General features: G+C 38.2%; 1 protein-coding gene. It reads right to left on the bottom strand.

Annotated features, from left to right (window positions below; all coding sequences use genetic code 11):
- Window positions 1–90: 90 nt before the first annotated feature.
- Window positions 91–25827: a hypothetical protein gene (locus tag ACNI3C_RS11435; protein ID WP_419769934.1), complete on the bottom strand. Its 25737-nt coding sequence runs from the start codon at window positions 25825–25827 to the stop codon at window positions 91–93.
- Window positions 25828–25905 lie beyond the last annotated feature (78 nt).

Consider the following 25905-nt stretch of genomic DNA (forward strand, 5'->3'; position numbering starts at 1 on the left):
CTGCTGCATTGAGGGTTAACGTTTTCCCATTTGCTACAGAGATATGTGAGACGACAGAATCAAATTTTCCACTTAAATTGGCATCTTGATTTACTGTAAATGAGTTAAATTGGTAAAATCAGCATCACTGTAACTTCCACCATTATCCGTAATATTTAAAACATCACTGTTGGTACCTGCATCAATAACATCACTTGAGCTTAAATTGCTCAAAGCAATATTAAAAGTATCTGCACCGGTTCCCCCATTAATAATTGTAGTATTGGCTCCTACTGTAACGGTATTGGTTCCATTGCTTAAATTAATGGTTTCAACTGAATTAACCGATGTTAAATCTACGCTTCCAGCGGTTGTAACATTTAACGTATCGTTTGAACCTGCTGTTGCTGTAATGGTATCTGCTGCACTTAAATTTGCAGCAGTGATATTGACCGTATTGTTTCCTGTACCTAATGTCACCGTATCATCACCTGTAGTTAAGTTGATGACACTGTTTTCATTATTTGTAGTAATGGTATTATTGCCTGTTCCATCATTAACAGTAATGGTTCCTGTGAATCCGTTATCAACAATTGAACTTAAATCTGTGGTTGCATCTGCAATTGCACTGTTGAGGGTAATATTCCCGGCACCTGTTAGTATCATATTTCCAACCAATTGTGTTGATGAAAGCGTTAACGTTTGAGATGTTGCTACATCGTATCGGTTAACATCCCCTAAGTTTTGTGCACTTAAATCAATAGTGCTGTTTACATCAAGGGTAATATTCCCTGTTCCGCTGTTGCTTAAAGCAGCAAAATCATGATCTGAGGCAGTTGAAGTTGCTTTGATAATTAAATTACCATTCCCAATACTCTTAACCGTTTCACCGTCAATTTGTGTTGCATTTATGCTCAATGTTTGACCCGATGCAATATCAAATTCATCAAAAATATTGCCACTTAAACCTTCAATATTTTTTGAACTTAAATCGACACTGCTGTCCACATTGAGTGTAATTTTTCCTGTGGCATCATGTTGTACCGTGATATTATTGAAATCGTGATCATTAATGATTGTTGTTGCATTAACGATAATTTGCCCTGTACCTTGAGTATGTAACTTCATGGTTTGATCATCTATATCTGTGGCACTTATGGTCACTATTTGCCCATCTTTTGCCAAAATTTCTTCAAAGTTTAATAAGGTTATTCCCGATAAATCAACATTGGTTCCAGTTACACTTAAACTGTCCGTTCCCGCACCCGCATCAAGGGTATCAATACCACTGATATTTTGAAGTTCATAATTGTCATCCCCCGCACCCGTTTTTAACACTTCAATATTGGTTAAGGTATCGGTATTTGTACCGTCATTTAAAGTAATGGTTGAGCCATTAACCACAACAGCAACGGGTGTTGCTCCCATTGAACTGTAATCGGCCATATCTAAACCATTGCTGTTGTTTCCAGCATTGATGGTTAAACCATCTATGCTGTTATTGATGAAGGTATCGGCATAACCACTTCCAATAAAACTTTCAAAATTTGCAAAACTGTCTGTACCATCACCACTGGCTGTTTGTGTTGCTATATTAACAGTAATTGAACTTGTTGCATTGCTGTATGAAAGCGTATCTGTTCCTGTTCCACCAATAAAGCTGTTATTTAAAACATTTCCTTGAACAGTGTTGGTTCCATTGCCTAATTTAACGTTTTCAATGCCAACCAAAGTATCTGTTCCATATCCTGTTGCACTTCCATTTCGTAAATCAACATTGACGTCATCAATATCATCGGTGTAATAAACCCAATCTGAAGAGCCATTGCCTCCATTAATGATATCATTGCCACTTCCACTGTAAATTGTATCCGCACCTTCTCCACCATAAAGAGAGTTATTTCCACTGACACCTTTTAAAATGTCATCGCCTGCCATTCCATAAAAAGTATTGTTTTGATTATTCCCCACAATTGAGTCATTTTGTGTATTTGAACCAATGAGTCCTTCAATATTTTGTAACGTATCCGTTCCATTGATATTGACAGTGATTTGTGCACCATTATCAAGTAACGTTACGTTAAGTGAAGCATCCACTGAACTGTAATCAACCATATCACTGTTGTTTCCACCATCAATGGTATCGTTACCACTGCTTGTTACAATTGAGTCATTTCCATCGCCACCATTAATAACATCATTGCCAGCACCACCATCTAAGTAATCCGCACCACCATCACCATTAAGGGTATCATTTCCAGCCATACCATATATAAAGTCATCGCTTGAACCACCGCTTAAAGTATTGACTGAACCGTTTCCATAAATGGTGTCATTTGAATTGCTCCCAATAACGTTTTCAATTGAATCTAAACTGTCCGTTCCATCACCGTTGGTTGCACTGTTTGCTGCAATGCTTCCTTGAATTGAAGTATCAATATTGATTTTAACTCCATCGGTTGCATCACTGTAAATGATGGTATCATTTCCAGCACCACCTATTAATCGGTCATTTCCTAATCCACCGGTTAAAGTATCATCTCCATCTCCACCATCAAGGGTATCGTCTCCAGAAAGACCTCGAATGACATCATCTCCGCCCATTCCAGAAAGGGTATTGCCATTACTGACATTGTTTGTCCCTTGAATGGTATCATTTTGTTCACTTCCTATGACATTTTCAATTGAAGCAAGTGTCTGATTATAATTTTTTCCAGCCACATCAAAAACAGCATTGTCTTGTGATTCAAGATCAATTGAAGCTCCACTGTCTGTTGTAATGGTTGAAAAATCAATGGTATCTTCATTCCCACTTCCACCATCTAATTTATCATCGCCTTCTGAAATATAGAAATAATCATTGCCATTTCCACCACTGATGGTATTCGTACTGCTGCTTCCCATAAACGTATCGTCATAAGCCGTTCCAACAATATTTTCAATATTTAAAACGGTTTCTGTATTGCCATAGGTATCAATTAATCTGTTTGCAGCTAAAGTAGTTGCATCATAATTAATTGCACTGTCACTGAAATTTACAACTACTCTTTGTGTTCCACCTTTAAACATTAACGTATCAATATCTAAGCCATCGCCATCGGTTCCACCATCAAGATAGTCTATTCCGTGATCACTAAAAAGGGTGTCGTTATTGCTCCCTCCATAAAGGGTATCATTGTCATCACCTCCCTCTAACGTATCACTTCCGGCATCTCCCCATAAAATATCACTTCCTGCTCCACCATTGAGTTGATCCACATCATTTCCACCATGAAGACTATCAGCTCCATCATTTCCATAGAGTGTATCTTGGGACTCACCTCCATAAACAATATCATTCCCCGCTCCAGCATCAACGTAATCGTTTGAACCACCAGTATTTATATAGTCATCTCCACCTTGTCCATAAATCGTATCCGCACCACCGTCACTGTAAATAATATTGTTGTTGTTGTCACCGCTGAATATATCCGCATAATCAGTTAACGTAAAGTTTTCAAAATCTGCTGTACCATCGGCTTTTTGTAAAATATAATCGGTATAACCTCGTCCATCAGTAATGGCAAAGAAGGTATAGGTATCATCTGTAACTGACAGACCACTGATAGCAATATCAGTAGTCGTTACAGAAGCCGTTAAAACAGAGTCATTGACACTGGTCAAAATAATTCTTGAACCTTGGTTTTCACCGACATAATCATCATAATCAAGCGTATCTGTTCCATCTCCACCAATGAGAGTATCACTTCCATAATTGGCATATGCTCGGTCATTCCCTGCACCCAAATCGTAAATATCATTGCCTGATCTTCCACCAACCACATCATTTCCATCATACATGATGAAAATATTGTCGTTGTTGCTTCCCCAAACTCTCTCTGAACGGTTTCCATTAAAATCGATGATGTTTTCAACATTATAGACTTTAGTATCACCCACGTTGTTGGCGTTTAAGTCAACATTATAATTGCTGCTGTCAACGTCGTAGTGTTCAAAACTGATCCAATCTCCATTGCCAGTTGTGTTTCCTTCTCCATTAATATAATCTTGTCCCGCAGAGATATAGAATACATCATCCCCATCTCCACCATAAAAGGAGTTATTTAACGCATTCCCACCAATGGTGTCGGACAAATTAGAACCTTGAACATTTTCAATCCCAGTAATATAATCTTTGGCATTGCTGTCATCTTTGCTGATAACTTCATTGTAATCGCCACTTAAAACGGCATCTAAGGTATCATCACTGGCATCACTGATCACTTGATTTAAATCAACGATAATACCATGAGTTGAAGTGCTATAATTGATCCAATCCTCTTCTACATCATTTCCGGTACTGTCTCCACCAATTAAAATATCGCCATCAAAATTCCCAGTGAAGGTATCTATCCCTTCATCTCCAAAAGCGACATCTTGAACTCCCGCTCCTGTTGAAATAATATCTGCACCCGTACCACCAAAAACCGTATCAACTCCGCCATTGGCATTGATAATATCTGCACCACCGTATCCATAAATTTTATTGGCATTGTTATCCCCAATTAATGTATCAGCATAGTTGAGTGTTCCTCCAATATTTTCAATGGCATTAATGGTATTTTCGGTATTACCGTATCCATCAAGGATGGTTGAAGTGAGTAAATTAACATTTACACTTGAGGCAGTAAAATAAAAATCAAGTAAATCTTCACCGGCTCCACCATCATATTTATCCGTTCCTTCGCCCCCTCTTAACGTATCATTCCCATCACCACCAAAAAGATAATCATCTCCTAAACCGCCAATAATGGTATCATCACCTAAATATCCATTTAACGTATTGTTTTGATCATCTCCGGTTAAAGTATCAACATATGCTGATCCAAAAAGGTTTTCAATTCCCGTAATGGTTGTATTTCCTAATCCACCTGTAATTGAACCACCATCCATACTTGCAGTAACACCAATACCACTTCCAACTGAAGTTTCACCAATGCTGATAAAACTTAACCAATCTCCTGTAGCACTTGTGCCATCCCATGTTGAGTTAGATCCACCATTGATGGTATCTCCTCCATTGGTTGCAATAATGGTATCATCACCATTTCCTGCTTGAATATTATTCCAACTGCTGTTCCCTTTTAATGTATCATTAAAATTCGAACCAATAATATTTTCTATACCAGAGACACTGTCTTTGGTTCCAAAACCGTCTTCCATAACTTCATATGCAGTTACTACGCCATTTTCATCAATGCTGTCTAAATAAACAATAACACCGGTATTGGTTTGACCATCACTTAAGTCAATCGTATCGATACCACTGTCACCTTCAATAACATCATTTCCGGCTTGACCTCGTAGAATATCATTTCCACTTCCACCATAAAGAGTATCATCTCCAATTCCACCATATAGCGTATCATTATTGCTTAATCCATAAATGGTATCACTGTAATCAACTCCACCTATAGCTGTTCCATTAAATCCTTTAATATCATCCACATAGTTTGAACCAACAATAATTTCAATGTGATCAAGCAGCGTATCTAATCCATCGGTTGTACTCGTAATCGTTCCATAATCACCACTTGCACCAGAGTTCAGTACCGCCGTAATACCGGATTCAGCATCGGTATAACTGACCGTATCACTTCCTGTTCCACCACTGAAACTGTCATCACCTAAACCACCTCGAATGCTGTCATCTCCAGCTTCACCATAAATGGTATCGTTCCCAGCTTCACCAAAAAGACTGTCGCCACCATCGCCACCATAAATAGTATCTTTTCCTGTTCCTCCATAGATAGAATCAATGCCTGCTCCACCATCTAGAACATCATCTCCTTCTCGTCCATTGATGGTATCATTACCCGCATTTCCACTTAACGTGTTGGCATTACTGTCTCCATAAAGTTCATCATTTCCTGTTGTTCCAATAATATGTTCGATATTATAAATATAATCTTCTACTGCTGTTCCACCATTTTCATACCCATCGTTACTGGCTTTATTTAATCCCAAATCTACTATAACAGCATTACCACCATTTGCAATAACTGTACTGTAATCTAAAATATCAATGCCCGCTCCACCATCAAATGAATCAACTCCTGCTGAAGCAATAAAACTGTCATCCCCTTTATATCCAGACAAGGTATTCACAACTGCAAAATCATCATCCCCTCTTAAAGTATCACTGTTTTTTGTACCTACAATGTTTTCAATGCCACTTAAGGTATCATAAATATTGGCGTCCGTAGCAAGTTGCGCTTGTTTTGTTGCTCTGCTTAAATCAACATTGATGGCAGTTGAATCTGTGATATAACTGTAATCTACAGTATCATTTCCGCTATCACTGCTGTCATCACCCCCATAAATGGTATCATCATCAAGTCCACCTAAAATGGTATCGTTTCCTGATTGACCCATGATAATATCAGCACCAGCACCACCAATGATAATATCATCGCCTCCTCCAGCTTGAATGGTGTTAATCCCATCATCACCTACAAGAGTATCACTGTTGTTTGAACCAATAATATCTTGAATATCATAAAGTCTGTCCGTACCCTCACCTGTTGCTGTTTGAGTTGCTAAGGTTGCACTGCTTTCTTGACTTAATAAGATGGTTGAAGTCGTTGAAGAGATATTAACTTTGACCCCTGTACCTGAAGTACTGTAATCCACAACATCTCTGGCACCGTCACTGAGAGTAGTACTTTCAAGACCTCCATAAATAATATCATCTCCTAAACCACCTCTGAATGTATCGGCACCCGCTCCACCAATTAAGGTATCGCTTCCTGCGTTTCCATAAAGAGTATCTGAATCCAAACCACCTTCAAATTTGTTATCTTGTCCATCTCCAATGAGTGTATCAACAAAACTTGTACCTACAATGTTTTCAATACCATCAATATACTCTTTGTTTCCAAAACCATCATCTTGGACTCGATACGTGGTATTATCACCAAAGGTTTGCGTTTTGGTTAAATCGACTTTAACCCCTTGAGTTAAGGTATCTGAATAATCAATGGTATCACTACTTCCACTTCCACCATCAATATAATCAACCCCTTCTAAACCTCTGAACGTATCATTATCTGCACCACCAAAAAGTGTATTGTCTTTATCATCTCCGGTAATATTATCGGCTCTGTCCGTTCCAATGACATTTTCAATTTGTCGTAAGGTATCTACTTTACCATTTGAAGTGGCCGTTCCTTCAGCATTATTTCCGCTGTTATTGTCTGTGTCTAAATCAACAGTAACGCCATAAGCTAAATCTGAGAAGTCAGCAGTATCATTTCCCGAACCTCCGTCAATAATATCGGCTTCTGCTCCTCCTCTGATAATATCATTTCCTGCACCTGTCATGATTTCATTGGCTGAGGCATCCCCATAAATGGTATCATCTCCACTTCCAGTGATAATATTTTCAACACCATCAATAAATTCTCTGTTGCCATAACCATCGTTTTGAACTCGATATGTTCCACTGCTGCCATCGGTTTGTGTCGCACTCATGTCAATAATGACATTTTGACTTCCCGTACTGAAATCACCTGTATCAGTACCATTTCCACCAATAAGTCTGTCTGCTCCATCCAGCCCTTTTAAATAATCATTGCCTGAACCACCGTTAAGAGTATTGGCATAATCGTCACCCGCAATATAGTCATTTTTATTTGAACCAATCACATTTTCAATATTGCTGATGGTTTTTGTTCCAAATTGATTGTGGATTCGTTGTGCCGTTGTAAGAGCCAAATCAATCTCAATACCGCTGTATGCATCCGTTCCTGTTGTATCAATTCCACTGCCATCAGAATCTCTGGTATCCCCACTGTCATCGCTGAGTGAAATTGAACTGAAATCCAATGTATCTCCGGCTCCTTCATACGCTTGAGTTGCACCTTGATTTCCAATGGCGTCAATGGTATGATTCCCTCCATCAATAATATCATCGCCACTTCCGGCAATAATATAATCATCTCCATCCCCACCTTGGATGTTATCTGCTCCACCCAAGTCGCTGATGGTATCGTTTCCAGCAAGACCTTTAAGTGTATTAACGCCATCATCTCCTGTGATTTCATCGGCTTCATTGGCTAAATTTGTTCCTGTAATATTTTCAATAGAGGTAAAAATATCTGTTCCCGTACTGCTTCCAACGGCAAAATGGTTTTTAATGTTTGCAGAAACCGATGAACTCGCTCCACTGTAATCAGCGGTATCGCTTCCTACTCCACCATCTAAATTGTCATTGCCTGTTCCACCAATAAGTGTATCATCGCCATATCCACCATAAAGTGAATCTTCACCAGCACCACCATCTAAGGTATCATTATTGACCATAGTATTACTGCTTAAAGAGTCATCTCCATATAATTTGTCGTTGCCATCTCCACCTAAAATATAATCAACACCATCTCCACCATAAATGGTATCCAGTCCTGCTCCTCCAATTAAACTCTCAGTTGTACCATTATCATTATCGCCACCATCGATGATATCATCGCCAGCACTTCCATCAATATAATCTGTTCCTGCATTACCTTCTAAAACATTGTTTCCATCATCACCAATAATATTATCGGCAATTGAAGTTCCCTTGACATTTTCAATATTCACAATTGTATGGTTATTTACAGAATCAACTTTAACGTTTGAAACGGTGCTGTCATGGAGTATGACATCCACTCCAGTAGTCAGTCCCGATACATCCAATGAACTGTAATCAACCGTATCGCTTCCTCGACTGGTATCAATTTCACTTCCCCCATCAATAATATCATGAGTAAAGACTGTATCCGCAAAAATATCATTGCCTTCGTTTCCATAAAGGGTATCAGCAACCGTATCACCACCACCTGTGATGGTATCATTTCCAGCTCCACCTTCAATATAATCGCTTCCACCTCGTCCATTTAAAATGTCATTTCCAGCCATTCCTAAAAGGGTATTGGCATCTGCATTTCCTAAAATGGTGTCATTTCCAGCTGTACCTGTAATGTTCTCTACATCTTTGAGTTTGTCATTTTGTGCACCTGAACCACTGACAGTTACAGTGGAATAACTGTTGCCATCCACAATAGAGAGGTCAACTTCTATTTTTGTTGCCCCATTGGTGCTATAATTGACTGTATCACCACCCACTTCAACACCTTGTGCATTGACATTATTTTCACCTGCATCAATATTATTGGCAACACTTAATTTTGTGATAAAAGTATCATCAAAATCACTTCCAACAACATTTTCAATGTTTAGAAGTGTGTCATTGACATTGGTAGGAGTCCCTCCCACATCAACTGTTTTGGTTGCACTGTTTGCACTTAAATCAACAATTACCCCAGCAGTAAGTGCAGCAATGGTATAAAATACAGTATCAACACCACTTCGTCCATCAAAACTGTTGGCACTGCTGTTTCCTCTGAATCTGTCTGTGCCTGCTGTTCCAACAGCATTTTCCACTTCAATAATAACATCTGTTTTTTTAACCGCATCTGCATTTGAACTGTCTTTAATGTATGCACTGTTGGTACTAAAATCAATATCGGCATAATATTCCGCATCTACAATGGCACTATAATCTATGATATCACTTCCAACACCACCTGTAATAGTGTCATTTCCATCAAAAGTGTCTGTGCTGTAAATGGCTTGGAAAATGTCATCTCCCGCTCCACCTACAAGTATATCATCACCACTTCCACCCACAATTAAATCGTTTCCAGCATCTCCTGAAATGCTGTCATTCCCAGCTTCCCCATAAAGTGTATCGTTGTCATCTCCACCAAAAATGGTATCGTTGTTATCGCCTGCATAAATGGTGTCATTTCCACCCATTCCACTTAAGGTATTCACCGAACTGTTTGCATGAATAATATCTGCTTCTAAGTTTGAACCAATGATATTTTCAATGCCATACAATTCATCGGTTCCTTGGTCTGCACTGACAGCTGTTCCTTTGGCATTGCCTTCAGCTAAGTTAACTGTCATTCCTTTAATGGCTTGAGAATAATCTACCGTGTCATTCCCACTGTCACTTGAAGCATCGCCTCCATAGACAATATCTGTTGAGTTATCTGCTTGTGAGAAAACAACAACGTCATCGCCGGCACCAGAATAGATGGTATCAGCACCCAATCCACCATTAATAGTGTCATTACCTGCACCACCATAAACGATGTCATTACCATTTTCTGCATCGATGTTATCATTGCCATCGCCACCATCAATGTAATCTTTTCCATCACCACCAAAAATAGAATCATTGCCATCGCCACCAAAAAGTTGGTCATCGCCGGCTTTTCCATCTAAGTAGTCATTGCCACCCATTCCCATTAATACGTTGATATTTCCATCACCTGTGATGCTATCAACACTGTTTGTACCCGTAATGTTTTCAATACCCGTTATTGTGTGGTCAATGATTGAATTAATTACTACATCGGCTGTAGTATTTCCCTCTAAAATAATATTAACGCCATTGGTTAAACCTTGATAATTGACCGTGTCATATCCACTGCCCCCATCAATGATATCTCCCGTGGTATCACCATCAACATCTTGAAGAATTAAATCATCACCACTTCCCCCATTAATAACATCGGCATTGCCTTTTCCTGAAATGGTGTCATCACCAGCTTCCCCATTTAAGGTGTTGACTTCACTGTTTCCAATAATGGTATCATTATTGGTTGTTCCTGAAATAATCTCTATGCCATAGAGTCTATCGGTATACACAGGAGAAGTAAAATCATTGGCAATTAAATCAATTTTTGCTTCAGAGTAGTCATTGGTTCCATCATTTAAAATGGTACTTAAATCAATATAGAGTTTATAGTTGTCATTAACACTGTTGCTGTAATCAACTTTATCTCCAATTGTGTGACTGTCTCCTAAGGTTGTTCCACCATAAATATAATCATTGCCCAGTGAGCTATTAAATGTATCATCACCACTTCCACCTTGCAAGATATTTGCAAGGCTACTTCCTGTCATAACATCATTTGCATCACCACCAATGGCATTTTCAATTGAGTAAAGAGTGTCATTGTCTGTGGCATCAACAAAAGCACTGCCCGTTTCTAAATTAATGGTGACAGATTTTGAAGTCAAATAAGCATAACTGACCGTATCATATTCAGTCACACTTTCACTTTGACCTTTCAAATATCCATAAATGGCATCAATACCATCATTTCCACTGAGTGTATCTGCCCCTGCACTTCCTTGCAATTCATTTGCACCAGTGTTCATGGTAATAATATCATCACCTGCTGTACCTATGATGTTTTCAAACCCTTTAATGATGTCATCATTTCCACCATAAACAGTCACTTGCCAAGAATCATTGCCCCCAACTCCATCAAAATCATTGGTTGCACTTTGACTCAAATCTACACTGATGTGATGAGTGTTTGATAAGGCACTGTAATCTAACGTATCTGTACCCGTATCCCCATCATAATAATCTGCTCCATCATTAAAAGCCGTTGCAATAACTAAGTCATCTCCCGTTCCTGCATAAACGGTATCATTTCCACCTCGTGCTTCAATGGTGTCATTTAACGCTTGTGTATTGATGATATTTTTAACATTGCTTCCGTAAACCGTATCTGCTGCAAAATTTGAACCAACAATATTTTCAATGCCATAAAGTTCATCTATTCCTTGACCTTGATCACCAACGGCACCATCACTTCGTCCCTCTTCTGTTCCAACGGCTGTTAATCCACCGCTTAAACTCACATCTAAGTCAATGGTTAAGTTCTCTAGTGCATTGGTGTAATCAACGGTATCATTTCCACTGTCTGTATGAGTTGTTCCATCATAATTTCCACCATAAACCTTATCACTTCCAAGGCCACCGGTTAAATAATCATCGCCATCTCCACCCACAACAGTATCATCACCTGCACCACCATAAAGAGTATCGTTACCAGTTCCACCATAGAGTTTATCCAATCCAGCTTCACCGTAAAGAGTATCAGCCCCTGCATTTCCTAAAAGTGAATTGTCTTGTCCATCCCCTTTGATATAATCGCTGTCTTGTGTTCCTTTTATATGCTCTACATTTAAAATAGTATCAGTTAAACTTTGACCATTCACAGTTACATCAGCTTCATTGGCACCATTGAGTGTAACTGAGATTCCTTTAGTGGCAGCATTGCTGTCATCACCAATAACCGAATAATCTGCCCAATCGCCTGTACCTATACCACCGTCGTAATAATCCGCTCCATCATTGACCCAGCTATCCATGGTTCCATCATTATTGGTGTCTGTTCCTGCAATAAATGTATCGTTTCCACTGCCACCTTGAACGGAGTTGTTTTGTAAATTTCCAATAAACGTATCATCTTTACTGGAACCAATGATGTGTTCAATATTTAAAACGGTATCACTCTCTCCTGTTGTTACAACTTGAGACAAAGTGGTACTTAAATTGACATTCACTCCATTGGTGGTGTAGTATTCATACGAAATGGTATCGTTTAAATCACTAATACCACTTCCTCCATTGATAGTATTATTTTCTCCATCTTCATTCATTTTAAAAATATCCGCACCCGTTCCACCAATGGCATTTTCAATGTCAATAAAGGTATCGGTTTCTGTTGCAGTCGTTGCAACGGCATTTTTAAAGTCAACGGTAACGGCAACGGTTTTTTCACTGTAACTTGCAGTATCGCTTCCCGCTCCACCATTAAGATAATCGTTCCCTGCTTGTCCACTTAAAGTGTCATCACCAGCGAGTCCAATGAGAGTATTTTTATCAGCATCACCAGTAATGGTGTCATTTCCAGCACTTCCAGTGATATTTTCCATATCTTTTAATTTATCCGTAACGCTGAGTACGCCACCTTGATAAATATTGGCATCATAATAACCTTGAGCATCTGCCCCCGTTGAAAGATTGACCACCACTTTGTCTTGAGTAGCATCACTTACGGTGATGGCTTGATAACTGATACTGTCTCCAAAAGTTTCATTGCCTTCTTGTCCATCAAATCGATTTGAATTAGATAAATCGGAGATAAACGTATCATCAAAAGCTGAACCAATGGCATTTTCTATTGAGTTAAGAGTATCACTTCCATCCCCTGTAGCAGTTTGGTTATCCAAATTAACCGTAACTCCATTGAGTGTGTCGGCATAAGTAACCGTATCAATTCCTTCTCCTCCATAGAGTGAATCGTTGTTTGCTCCACCACTTAAGGTATCATCACCATAACCACCATAAAGGGTATCTGCACCGTCTTCACCAAAAAGCGTATCAGCTCCACCACTGGTATTGGCATTTAAAGAGTCATCCCCATAGATGACATCGGCTTCTGTTCCACCATAAATGGTATCAAGTCCCAATCCACCATACAAGGTGTCAACACCTGCTTCACCTCTTAAAGTATCATTTCCTGCACCACCATCAAGAATATCATCTCCACTTCCTGCATTGATAATATCATTACCATCCATACCTTTTAAGATATTTGAACCGGTATCTCCAATAATCGTATCATTGCTATTCGTACCAATGACATTTTCAATATTGGTAATAGCATCATCCCGTACCGTGCTATTACTTGCTGCTGCATTTTTTAATAATAAATTTTGCGAAGACAAATTGACATCAACAAAATAGTTGCTGTTGCTTACTTGTGAAAAATCAACGGTGTCTCCACTGCTGTTATTTGTTCCCCCATCAATCGTATCTACTTCACCACTGATTGCTGCATCTTTGACATAGAACCAATCATTTCCACTGCCACCTTGTAAGTTGTTGGTGTCACTGTTACCGGTAAACGTATCGTCACCAGAAGTTCCAATGACATTTTCTATGTGAATTAAAGTATCTGGATTTTGTAAAACACCTGCAACCGTCACCATAACATTAGCTGTACTTGTATTGCTTAAATCCACCACAATTTTATCGGTCAAATTTGTCAAGTTTGCATAACTTACGGTATCGTTTTGATCACTTGCTGATTCACTGTTGATATTGTTTAAATCGGTAATTCCCCCGTTAAAAGTGTTCGAAGCACTGTTGTCGCCATAAAACATATCGGCATAGTTTGAACCAATCACATTTTCAATGCCCACAAGAGTATCTGTTCCTTGATTTGCACCAATGACTTGGGCTGTAGTAATGCCTAAATTAACAGTAACTCCACCCGTAGAATGATTGTAAAAAACGGTATCAACATCAGCTCCACCATCTAAATAATCATCGCCACTGCCACCTTCTAAGAAATCATTTCCTGCAAGACCAAAAAAAGTATTGTTTTCACTGTTTCCATAAACGGTATCATTTCCAGCCGTTGCGGTAATATTTTCAATATCAATTAAAGTATCGGTTGCCGTTAATGTGCCATTATTATACACTTGTACACTGTTTGCAGCCACACCATTAATGGCAGTGTTGGTTAAATTGGCAATAATATAATCTGCACCATCGGTTAATCGTTTGCTGTAATCAACGGTATCTCCAATGCCACCTTCATTGGTTTCATCACCACCACTGAATTTGTTATTGGCATTTTCATTGGAATAAAACGTATCGGAGTAACTGCTTCCAAGAACATTTTCAATGTTAACTAAAGTATCACTTCCTTGTCCCCCACCAACAGCTTGGGCAACACTTCCTAAACCTAAATCAACACTAATAGCACCAGTAGAGTCACTGTAATCAACGGTATCTCCAATGCCAGCAGTATGCGTTCCACCGTCTAAATAGTCATCATCTGCTCCACCTTGTAAGGTATCATCTCCTGCTTCCCCATACAAGGTATCATTGCCTGCTAATCCATTTAAACTGTCATTGCCTGCTTGTCCATAAAAAGTATTGCTTTGAGTGTTTCCAATGACTAAATCATTGCCTTGAGTTCCTATTACGTTCTCAACATTGGTAACAGAATCACTGGCTCCACCATTAACACTTAAAGTCGTTTCAATATCAGCTTCAGCCAATGTAACAGAAATGGCGTGAGTTGATTCTAATGCACTGTAATCAACCGTATCACTTCCTGCATCACCATTGATGACATCAGAGCCATCATTGTATGTGGTTGCCACGATAGTATCATCACCTGCTCCACCTAAAAGGATATCAACTCCGCCTTTTCCTTCTAAAATATCATTGCCTGCTTGACCTTCTAACTTATTGCCATCACTGTTTCCAATAAGTGTATCAAATCCAGCTGATCCACTGATATTTGTAATGCCATACAATTTATCGGTTGATTCTAAATTTGAAGCAAATCCATCATTTAATGAACTGTTTGATTTTAAAGCATTAACATAACCACCTGCTTGTACATCACTTAAATCAACATAGACTTTTTGTACACCATCATAATAGACTTTGTTGTACTCACCACTTGCAATGGTATGTGTCGTTCCTACAAGTGTTCCCCCATAAATGGTATCACTGCCTTCTGAAGCATAAAACTTATCATCTCCACCTGCTCCAATTAACGTATCAACACTGTTAGAACCTGTCATACTGTCTTGATATGAAGAGCCGATAACCACTTCGATACTCTCTAAATCGTCTTGTGCATCAAAACCATCTTGAGTGACTTCAATGGCATTTTGCAAATTAACAACAATTCCTTTTCCCGCACCACTGTAATCTGCAGTATCTTGACCGTCCCCACCTTTTAATGTGTCATTTCCAGCTCCACCACTTAAGGTATCATCGCCTAAGCTACCATCTAAAATATTATTATTTGCATCCCCATTGATAATATCATTGCCACTTGAACCAATAACATTTTCTATATTTTTAATGGTATCATTGGCATACGTATCAATGGTAACAACTGTATCTATTGAACCATTTAGGGTAACACTGATGGCTTTACTGATAGCACTGTAATCTACAGTGTCATTTCCTGCTCCACTTCCAGTACCCCCATCACCATCAATAACATCTCTTCCATCATCCCCATCTTCAAGAATTTTATCTTGCCCAGTCGTTACATTATTATCAAGACCCGCTTTAAATGTATCATTACCTGCACCACCATATAACGTATCTTCACCACCAGCACCTACAATAATATCATCTCCATAATGTCCTTGAATGATATTTTTATCATCATCTCCACCGATATAATCTGAGGCAGTGGTTCCTGTAATATTTTCAATATTTTTTAAGTAATCAGCTGCTGATGTTGCAACAGTTGCTGTCGCATACCCATTAACATTAACATTCTTTAAATTGATATCTAAAGGTTGAGTTTCATCTGAGTAATCAATGCTATCACCATTAATTTCATCTCCTTCACCACCATCGATGGTATCAAGACCTGCTCCCCCTTTTAAGACATCATCACCTGTGCCACCATATAAAGTGTCAGCACCTAATCCACCAATAAGGTTATCATCTCCTGCATCACCGTATAAAACATCATCTTCATATCCACCATCTAATGTGTCATTTCCCGCATTTCCACGCAAAATATTTGATAATGCATCACCTGTAAGCGTATCGTTTCCAGCTCCACCTGTAATATTTTCTACGTTAACAACAAAATCGGTATAAGTTGTTGCTCCTTCTGTAATAGTTGCTGTCTTTTCTGTCGAAGTATCTAAAGTTAAATCTAAATTTTGTCCGGCAGTTAAATTACTGTAATCTACAGTATCTTCACTTCCTTCTCCACCATCAATGGTATCTGTTCCATCATTGGCTCTTAAAATAAACATGTCGTTTCCAGCACCACCTAGAAGGTTATCATCTCCATCTAATCCTTCAAGGATATCATTTCCATCAAGTCCTTTAATTTGGTTAGCACCATTATCCCCTTTTAAGGTATCGCTAGAATTGCTTCCAATGATATTAGCAAAATTATAAATGGTATCCATATCATTAGTTGTTTTGCCAACAGCAAATGAAGCACTTAAATCAACATTAACAGCTTCAGTTAAACTTTTAAAAGATAATGTATTAACTCCCGTTCCCCCATCTAAATAATCGGCACCACTTCCACCATCAATCGTATCATCGCCACCTAAACCTAAAATAGTATTAACACTGCTGTTACCAGTAATCTCATCACCGGTGGTTGACCCATGAATATTTTCAATATTTGCAATGGTATGATTAGCACTCTCATTGGCAACTTTTACATTTGTCGTTGCACCCCCATCTTCTAAAGTCAGTGTGATTTTAGAATTTAAATTGCTGTAATCGATTGTGTCACCTTTTGCAGTAAAGGCATTACCCGAACCTTGAGTTCCACTTGCATCAACTGTATGGGTACCTCCATCAATGGTATCTCCAGTAAAATCAGTGTCTGTAAAAATATCATCACCACTGCCACCAAGTAATGTATCAGACCCTGCTGCTCCACTTATAGTGTCATTTCCTGCTCCACCTTCAAGTGTATTTACCTCAGCATTTCCCTTTAAAATGTCATTCCCCGCACTGGCAATGATATTTTCAATATTATTTAAACTGTCTGTTTGCTCTACTGTTGTTCCATTTTTAACACTGCCACTGTGAGCACTCAAATCTACTTCCACATGGTAAGTGTCATCTGTAATTAAACTATAATCAATCGTATCTCGGTTAAACTCGTCATCGGTATCGCTTTGTACATTATTGCTTCCATCAAGTTCATAACCATCAATTACATCATTTCCATCGCCAAGATTTACAAGAAATCGGTCATTCCCAATACCACCTAAAAGCGTATCAATACCATTTCCCCCATCAATAACATCATTTCCAGACAGACCTTTAATAATATTGGCACTGTTATCTCCTGTTAAAGTATCTGCTGAGAGTGTTCCCGTTAAGTTTTCAAAGTTTATAATAGTATCCGAACCATCATTACCTGTATTATTAACTTGAATACTCAAATTAACACTCACCCCTGCGATTGCATTTTCATAGGTTAACGTATCAATTCCAGCACCACCATCTAATGTGTTATCACCACTGCTTCCTTCAATGGTATCATTATAGTTGCTTCCAATAACATTTTCTACTTCCACATAAGTATCAATTGAACCAAAACCATCTGTTCCTTGTGCTTGTCGCAAACTTACATTAATAGCAGCTGTATCAAGGGCATAACTGACGGTATCATTTCCTACTCCACCAAAAAAATTATCTGCTCCACCTAATCCTACTAAAATATCATCATTACTTCCACCACTGATGCTGTTGTCTGCACTGTTCCCCACAAGAGTATCTTTACCTGCACCACCTAAAATATCATCAAAGTTTAAAATGGTATCTGTTCCACTGTTAACCCCTGTTGCTCTTTGTGTATTAAGAGTATCAACAATCCCATCTGCAGTGATATCACTGTTGATATTACTGCTACTTAAGTTAACAAAAACACCAGCCGTATCTGAAGCATAGGAGAGTGTATCATGTGTACCAGAAAATCCATCTAAAGTATTATTTCCACTGTCCCCTTCAATAGTGTCATCAACAGTTGAACCAATAATGTTTTCTATATTAAGAAGAGAATGGTGATTAGAAACTCCATTGATTGTAACATTTGAATTAAGCTTAACATTTACCGTTGAACTTAATGCACTGTAATCAACCGTATCCCCATTGATTTGATCAGCTGAACCTCCATTGATATAGGCAGATGTACCTACAACATTCCCCCCTGTATCAACTTGAAATATAAAGGTATCATCTCCTCCATCACCATAGAGTAAATCACCCCCATTACTGACAGTAATCGTATCATTGCCAGAGCCACCTCGAATGATATTTTTACTTTCATTTCCAGTAATAGTATCATTTCCACTTGTTCCCGTTATATTTTCAATATTTGTAATGATATCTTGGTTAGCAACACTTAAAACGCCATTGTCATCATAAACTGAAACAGTGGTACTTCCACTGTTTGCAAGCGTTACTACGATTTTATTGTCACTATCGCTTAACTTACTATAGTTTATTGTATCACCGTTGGTTTCATTCCCCATTCCACCATCAATGGTATCACTTCCATCATCCCAAGATGAAGCATAGAAAACATCATCTCCTCCTAATGCATTAAAAGTATCATTTAAACTGCTTCCTGTAACGGTATCAGCATATTCACTTCCTTTGAGTACTTCAATCCCTATTAAAGTATCACTTCCATTACTTCCATTAACATAAACTTGATTACTTGCTAAACTTAAATCGGCTTCAATTCCTATGGTATTGAGTTCATAACTGGCAACATCAATAAATGCTTTTGCACCACTTGTCATATTTGTAGCAGTAAGAGCTGAACTGGTTTCTACATAAAGTTTACTTCCATCATTAACAATCGAACCACTGGCTTTAAGTGTGCTGTTTGCATTAAAAGCATCTTCTAACTTGCTTAAAACGGTTTGCATATCATCACCATTGACAGAGGTATAACTTAAAACTATACCGCCTACATTAAAAGAGTAGGCTGTTGCATCACTGTAAGTTAATGTCAATTCGTAACCATTGTCTCCCCCATCAAGTGTGTTGTCTCCACCACGCCCAATGAGAGTATCGTCACCAAAACCACCCTTTAAAATGTTATTGGAACTGTTTCCTTTAATGGTATCATCACCTGCTCCGCCAGAGAGATTTTCTACATTTGATATGGTCAATGTTCCATCATTGGTATCTTGAGCAATAGTAATGTCTAAATCAACTTTTATATTACTTGAAGTATAAGCAAAACTTACGAAATCTCCATTTGTTTCGCTTCCACTTCCACCGTCAATAAAATCATTACCCCCATATCCTAAAAGCGTATCATCCCCTGCATTACCAATAAGAGTATTGTCTCCACTGTTTCCACTTAAAGTATCATTTTTTGTTCCACCAACTATTCCATTGATATTTTTAAATTCATCTGTTCCATAAAAAGCATTGATATATTTTGAACCATCGTTAATATCAATTTCCAAATCTGTAGTAGCAGAACTGTAATCAACCGTATCAACACTGTTAACGTGTCCTTCAAAGTAGTCATTTCCTTCACTTCCTATAAACCAATCATTTCCTTCACCACCAATAAACGTATCATTTCCTGTGGAACCCTTAAATGTGTCAGCATAAGTACTTCCAATAATGGTATCAATGCCAACTAATTTATCGCGTCCACCCATACCATCATCGGTTACTTGATAATTGGCTTGTGTTAAATCAACATTAATTTTATCCGTTGATGTTTCATAACTGGCTACATCCGTACCTGTTCCACCAATTAAAGTATCATCCCCTGCATTACCAATGAGTGTGTTGTGTCCAGCAAATCCATTTAAAATATTATTATTAGCATCCCCTTTTATAATATCATCATAAATGGTACCAATAACATTTTCAATACCTTGAAGCTTATGAGAAGCAACACTGTTTAAAGAAGCAATGGCTGGAGTATTGCCATTGAGTTCAATTTCAAGTCCAATTGAGGGAGCCGCTAATGTAACTGCACTAAAATCAGCCGTGTCACTTCCCGACCCTCCAATTAAACTGTCTTGTCCATGAAGATTTGAAGTAATATTAAAAATATCATTATCTGCTCCACCATCATATACATTGGTTCCTGCACTGCTGTAAAAAGTGTCGGCACCCGTTAATCCTCTGAATGTATTATTGTTACCGTCCCCTTTAAAAGTATCATCATAATTACTTCCATGAATTTCATCAATATCAATTAATGTATCACTTCCCCCATCACCATCACTGATCACTTGTTTGGTTTGAGTCATATCAACATCAATAGAGGCACTGGCCTCTTTATAATACGCAATATCAACACCTGTTCCACTGCCTATTAAGGTATCATCTCCCCCAGCACCATATAAAGAGTTCAGTCCAGCAGAACCTCCATCTAAAATATTCGTAAAACTGTCCCCGTAAAGTGTGTTATCTGAACTGTTTCCAATGACTTTTTCAATACTAAACAATGTATCATTCTCATCTGCTACATCATAAGTGCTGTTGGCATTGGTATCTAATTTGGCTTGATTATCGGCCAAATTTACAAATGCTTGTACCCCTACTCGAGTCGATAGATCTAGAGTATCGGTTCCATCACCACCATAAATGGTATCATTGCCTGCACTACTATAAAGCGTGTCATTACCCAATCCGCCATAGATTGTATCAACACCTGTTCCTCCAGTAATAGAGTCATCTCCTTCACCACCACTGAGAGTGTTGGTTCCAGCTGTTCCCTTAATAGTATCATTTCCCGCATTACCATCTAAAATATTATCGAATGCATCCCCTATTAAAGTATCGTTGTTGGTGGTTCCAATAATATGGCTGACATTTTGAATGGTATTGGTATTCCCTCCACTTAAAGAGATGTTAACTGGAGTGGTACCATCTAATGTAACATTAATTCCCCCCGTATCCCCAACTAGACTATAATCAATGGTATTCGTACCACTGACTCCATTAAACGTATCGTTTCCTGCTGTTCCTAAGGTATCCGTTTGTGCAACAATAAAAGTATCATTTCCACTGCTTCCAATAATAGTATCACTGCCTGTTCCACTAAAAATGACATTACTGTATGTTGAATAATCAATTCCACTCTCAGGTGTTTGTCTTGAAGTGTAAATGATATTTTTACCGCTTCCTGCATAAAGAGTATCACTACCAGCCCCCAACTCAAATGTTAAACTCTCTGTATCAACTCTAGAACTGTTACCTTTAATAATATCGCTGTTTTTAGTCGCAATAATATTTTCAATTGCAATTAAAGTATCTTTTCCCACATAACCATTATTTTGAACTTGTTGTGTTGCAAAATTTAAATTAATGTTTAATCCATTTAAACTCTCCACTGAGCTATAATCGGCAGTATCAACGCCTATCCCACCATCAAGTGTATTATTTCCCGCACGACCGAATAAAGTATCGTTTCCACTATTTCCTTCTAAAATATTATCACTGATGTTCCCATAAAGTTTATCATTACCTGTACCACCTTCAACATTCTCAACATTGACAATTTGAACACGACCTTTTCCTGTATTTTGAATTTCTGAATCAGCCAAATCAAGGGTAATACCAGTACTATCACCAAAAGCAAAACTTACAAAATCAGTACCAACGCCTCCATCAATATAATCCAATTCATCAATACCATTGTTTCCATTGGGCAACAATGTATCATCGCCCAAACCACCAATCAAAACATTTGAAGAAGTTGTACCCGTGATGGTATCATTACCGCTTCCTCCAATGGCTCCTTCAATACTGATAAAAGAGTCTGTTCCATACGTTGCATTGACATAAACAGAACTGCTCCCCAAATCAATATTTAAGTCCGTTGTAGCATTTGTGTAACTGGCAACATCGATACCAGCTCCTCCATTTAATGTATCATTTCCACTGCTTCCTACAAAAGTATCATCACCTAATCCACCATAAAGAGAATTTTCATCACTGCTTCCTGTGATAATATCTTTATGATCACTCCCAATAACATTTTGAATACTGTTCAGTGTATCTTTTACACTGTTTACACCATTAAGATAAACTTCTTGAACATTACTGTTACTTAAATCAACCGTAACATTTCCCGTAGCACTGCTGTAATCAACGGTATTACTACCACCTTTTCCATCAAGATAGTTTGTTCCAGCTCCACCACTTAACGTATCGTCTCCTGCTCCACCAATTAAACTGTTGTCTTTACTGTTTCCAAAAAGGGTACTGTCTAAATTGCTGGCAATAATATTTTCTATATTGTAGACTTTGTGTGAAAGTGTGCCATCGGTATAGGCTCTGGCTTCATTGCCATCTTCAGCTAAAGCCAAATTGATTTTGGCATTGATATTTGTAAAATCAATGGTATCCCCTGCAACTTCACTGCTGCTTCCACCATCTATATAATCAATTCCACTGCTGGCAATAATTTTATCATCTCCACTCTCTCCATAGAGAAAATCATCTCCACTTCCCCCATCAAGAGTATCATTTCCAATACCACCATGTAATGTATTTGTAATAGAGATGGTATCGGCAGAGATTAAAATATCAGAGAAGTTCGAACCAATAATGTTTTCAATCCCTTCTAACTTATCTGTTTGAGAACCGATATAGGCATTTCCATTCCCACTGTCATTTAAAGAGAGGTTAACACCCAAATTGGCACTGGTATAATCAACCGTATCGCTTCCACTTCCTCCAATAATAGTGTTATTACCTCTGTTCCCAACAAAAGTATCATTACCACTTCCTCCGTCAAGAGTATTTGCAACATTGCTTCCTGTAATGATATCAATTCCATCCGTACCAATGATATTTTCAATACTTACAAGCGTATCATCCTCTGTTTTACCTTTATCAACACTTCCCTCAAGCAAATTAGCCGTGATCCCTTCATCGGTACTTGCTCGTGTTAAAAAGCTGTAATCAGCAGTATCATTTCCCCCCAAACCATTTAGAGTATTCACATCATTTACAGATGCACCCAAGGTATCACTTGAAGTTGTTCCTATAAGATTTTGAATATTACGTACCGTATCAGTTCCAGCACTTGTTGTATTTTGAGCAGTATTGTCACTCAATTTTACAGTGACACCACCGGTGGTAATATTTTCATAACTTAAGGTATCAATTCCTGTTCCCCCATCAATGTATCCATTGCCTGAACCTGCAAAAATAACGTCGTTCCCTGCCATACCAAAAATAGTATGAGCAACAGATGACCCCACAATGGTATCACCCAAATTGCTTAAATTTGTCCCTTTAATGCTCTCAATATTGACTAAAGTATCTGTCCCTTGCCCTGTTACCCAATGCTCTTCAAGGTTTGCATTGATTGCATTGCCTACATAATTACTGTAATCAACTAAGTCAATTCCCGCTCCTCCATCAAAACGGTTATTGGTGTTATCTGCACCACTGAAAGTATCATTATAATCACTTCCAATAACATTTTGAATACCAGTAAGCTTATCAATTCCTGTTGTTGAAGTGGCATCTCCCCACGTTTCTCCTAAGGTAACTGCCTCGGGACTTAACAAGCGTACAACCACACCATTAGTTGAAGTTAAATCACTGAAATCAATCGTATTCGTACCTGCTCCACCATCAATAGTATTATTTCCAAGACCACTTTTTATGGTGTCATTTCCAGCTCCCCCTAAAAGGGTGTCATTCCCATCTTTTCCATCAAGGGTATCATTACCTGCTCCACCGTTGATAATATTAACACTATTGCTACCAATAAGGGTGTCTCTAAAAGCACTTCCCATAATATTTTCAATACTGATTAATGTATCATTGCCTGAACCAGTCGACATTTGTGCCATCAAATCAACTTCTACTCCCGCCCCTGCATTGGAGTTGGCTAAGGTTGCATATGAAACGGTATCGTTCCCATCTCCTCCATCAACGGTATCATCACCTAATCCTGGTGCAATGGTATCATCCCCTTTGTTTCCATAAAGAGTATCATCCCCACTTTGAGCAAATATGGTATCATTGGTAATTCCACCAATTACCGTGGTATCAATATCTCCTGTACGCGTAATGTTATCGTTTAAGTTTGTAGCTAAAACAAATCCATCTTCATAACTTCCTACTTTGTCATATCGATAGGTTAAGGGAGAGTCGGGATCAACTTCTTTAATATTCATCCCATATGTTTTTTCATAGGTAATACTTTTTACTACAGGTTCTTCTGCAGAATCACGCAGATTTTCCGGAAGATTATCTTTACTCCATTCTGATTGTGCTGCTATGGTCATTGCAAAATTAATTGAAGTGGCACTTGTAGTATTGTATTTAATAGCAAAATTAATTTGGCCATTATTTTCGTTAACAGTAAAACCTGTTGATAAGTCATCTGATTTAGTAATCTCCCAAACACCCCCACCTTTAGCAACGCCTCCAACAATAGAAACATCACCTGGTATTCCACTTACTTGTATTAACGTTATGCCAAAACCTCCAGGTTGAGAAGGAGAGAGTGAAATCAATCTTGAAGTAAATGTTTCACCAAAAAAATTATCATTATCTACTTTAATAACAGATTGATTGGCTGTAGAATTATTCACTGTTCTAAAATCAATATCTTCTGCATCGGTTTGTTTTTGTAATTCGCTCACTGAAGGTGAAGAAGGATAATCATTGGCATAAATAGTTCCACCCCCTCCTACAACATTCAACGTGGTATTAACGCCCGTACCTGTAAGCTCATCAGTTGCTTGGATATGTTCAATATTAATATCAAAAGTAAGAGTAGGTAATACTCCTTCAACTTTTGCATCAGTTCCAGCCGTTACAGGGCTTGCTGTCTCATCACTTGTAAATGATGTCTCTACAATTTCAGGTACATCAACAGGCTCTTCTGTAAAATCAGCAGAAGAGTTCATCTCTTTTGTATTTTTCTCTTCTTCAATTTGTTCTTGTTGAACAACCATTTGTGAAACCTTTTCCATGGTTTCTTTTACATCTTCAACAATTTTTTTAACATTATCTTCTCGTTGAATCTCTGCTTCTACAGGCAAAGAGTTTAGAGGCAAATCATTGACCTCTTCAACTTGTGAGAGTATTTGACCCAAAGAGAATTTTTGTCCACCCATACCACTGAAACCAGGAGGGGTATCACTGTATCCCATCAATGCCATAGAGACAAAGGTCAAAAGCCCACCATTTGGCAATGTTACTACAATATCTCCACCCACAAGTCGGTAATCTAATTTTTGAAGATTCACCCCTTTTAAATCATACTCAACATCATCCCCTGGTCGGACATAAACTGCAATATTTTGTCCTTTTTCAGGGGATTGTTTTACAACAACTTTTTTGTTTTGATAACTTAAAATATCTTTTGTATCCATAAAATGGGTATCGTTTTGAGTGGTTTGAGTTTTACTTGGCATGCATTACCTTTTTATAGTATGTTATGCCTTTATTCTAACAAAATTAAGTATAAAAACTAATTAAGATAAAACCAAAAT

Source organism: Marinarcus sediminis (SeqCode), from assembly GCF_048571275.1.
Classification (GTDB): Bacteria; Campylobacterota; Campylobacteria; order Campylobacterales; family Arcobacteraceae; genus Marinarcus; species Marinarcus sediminis.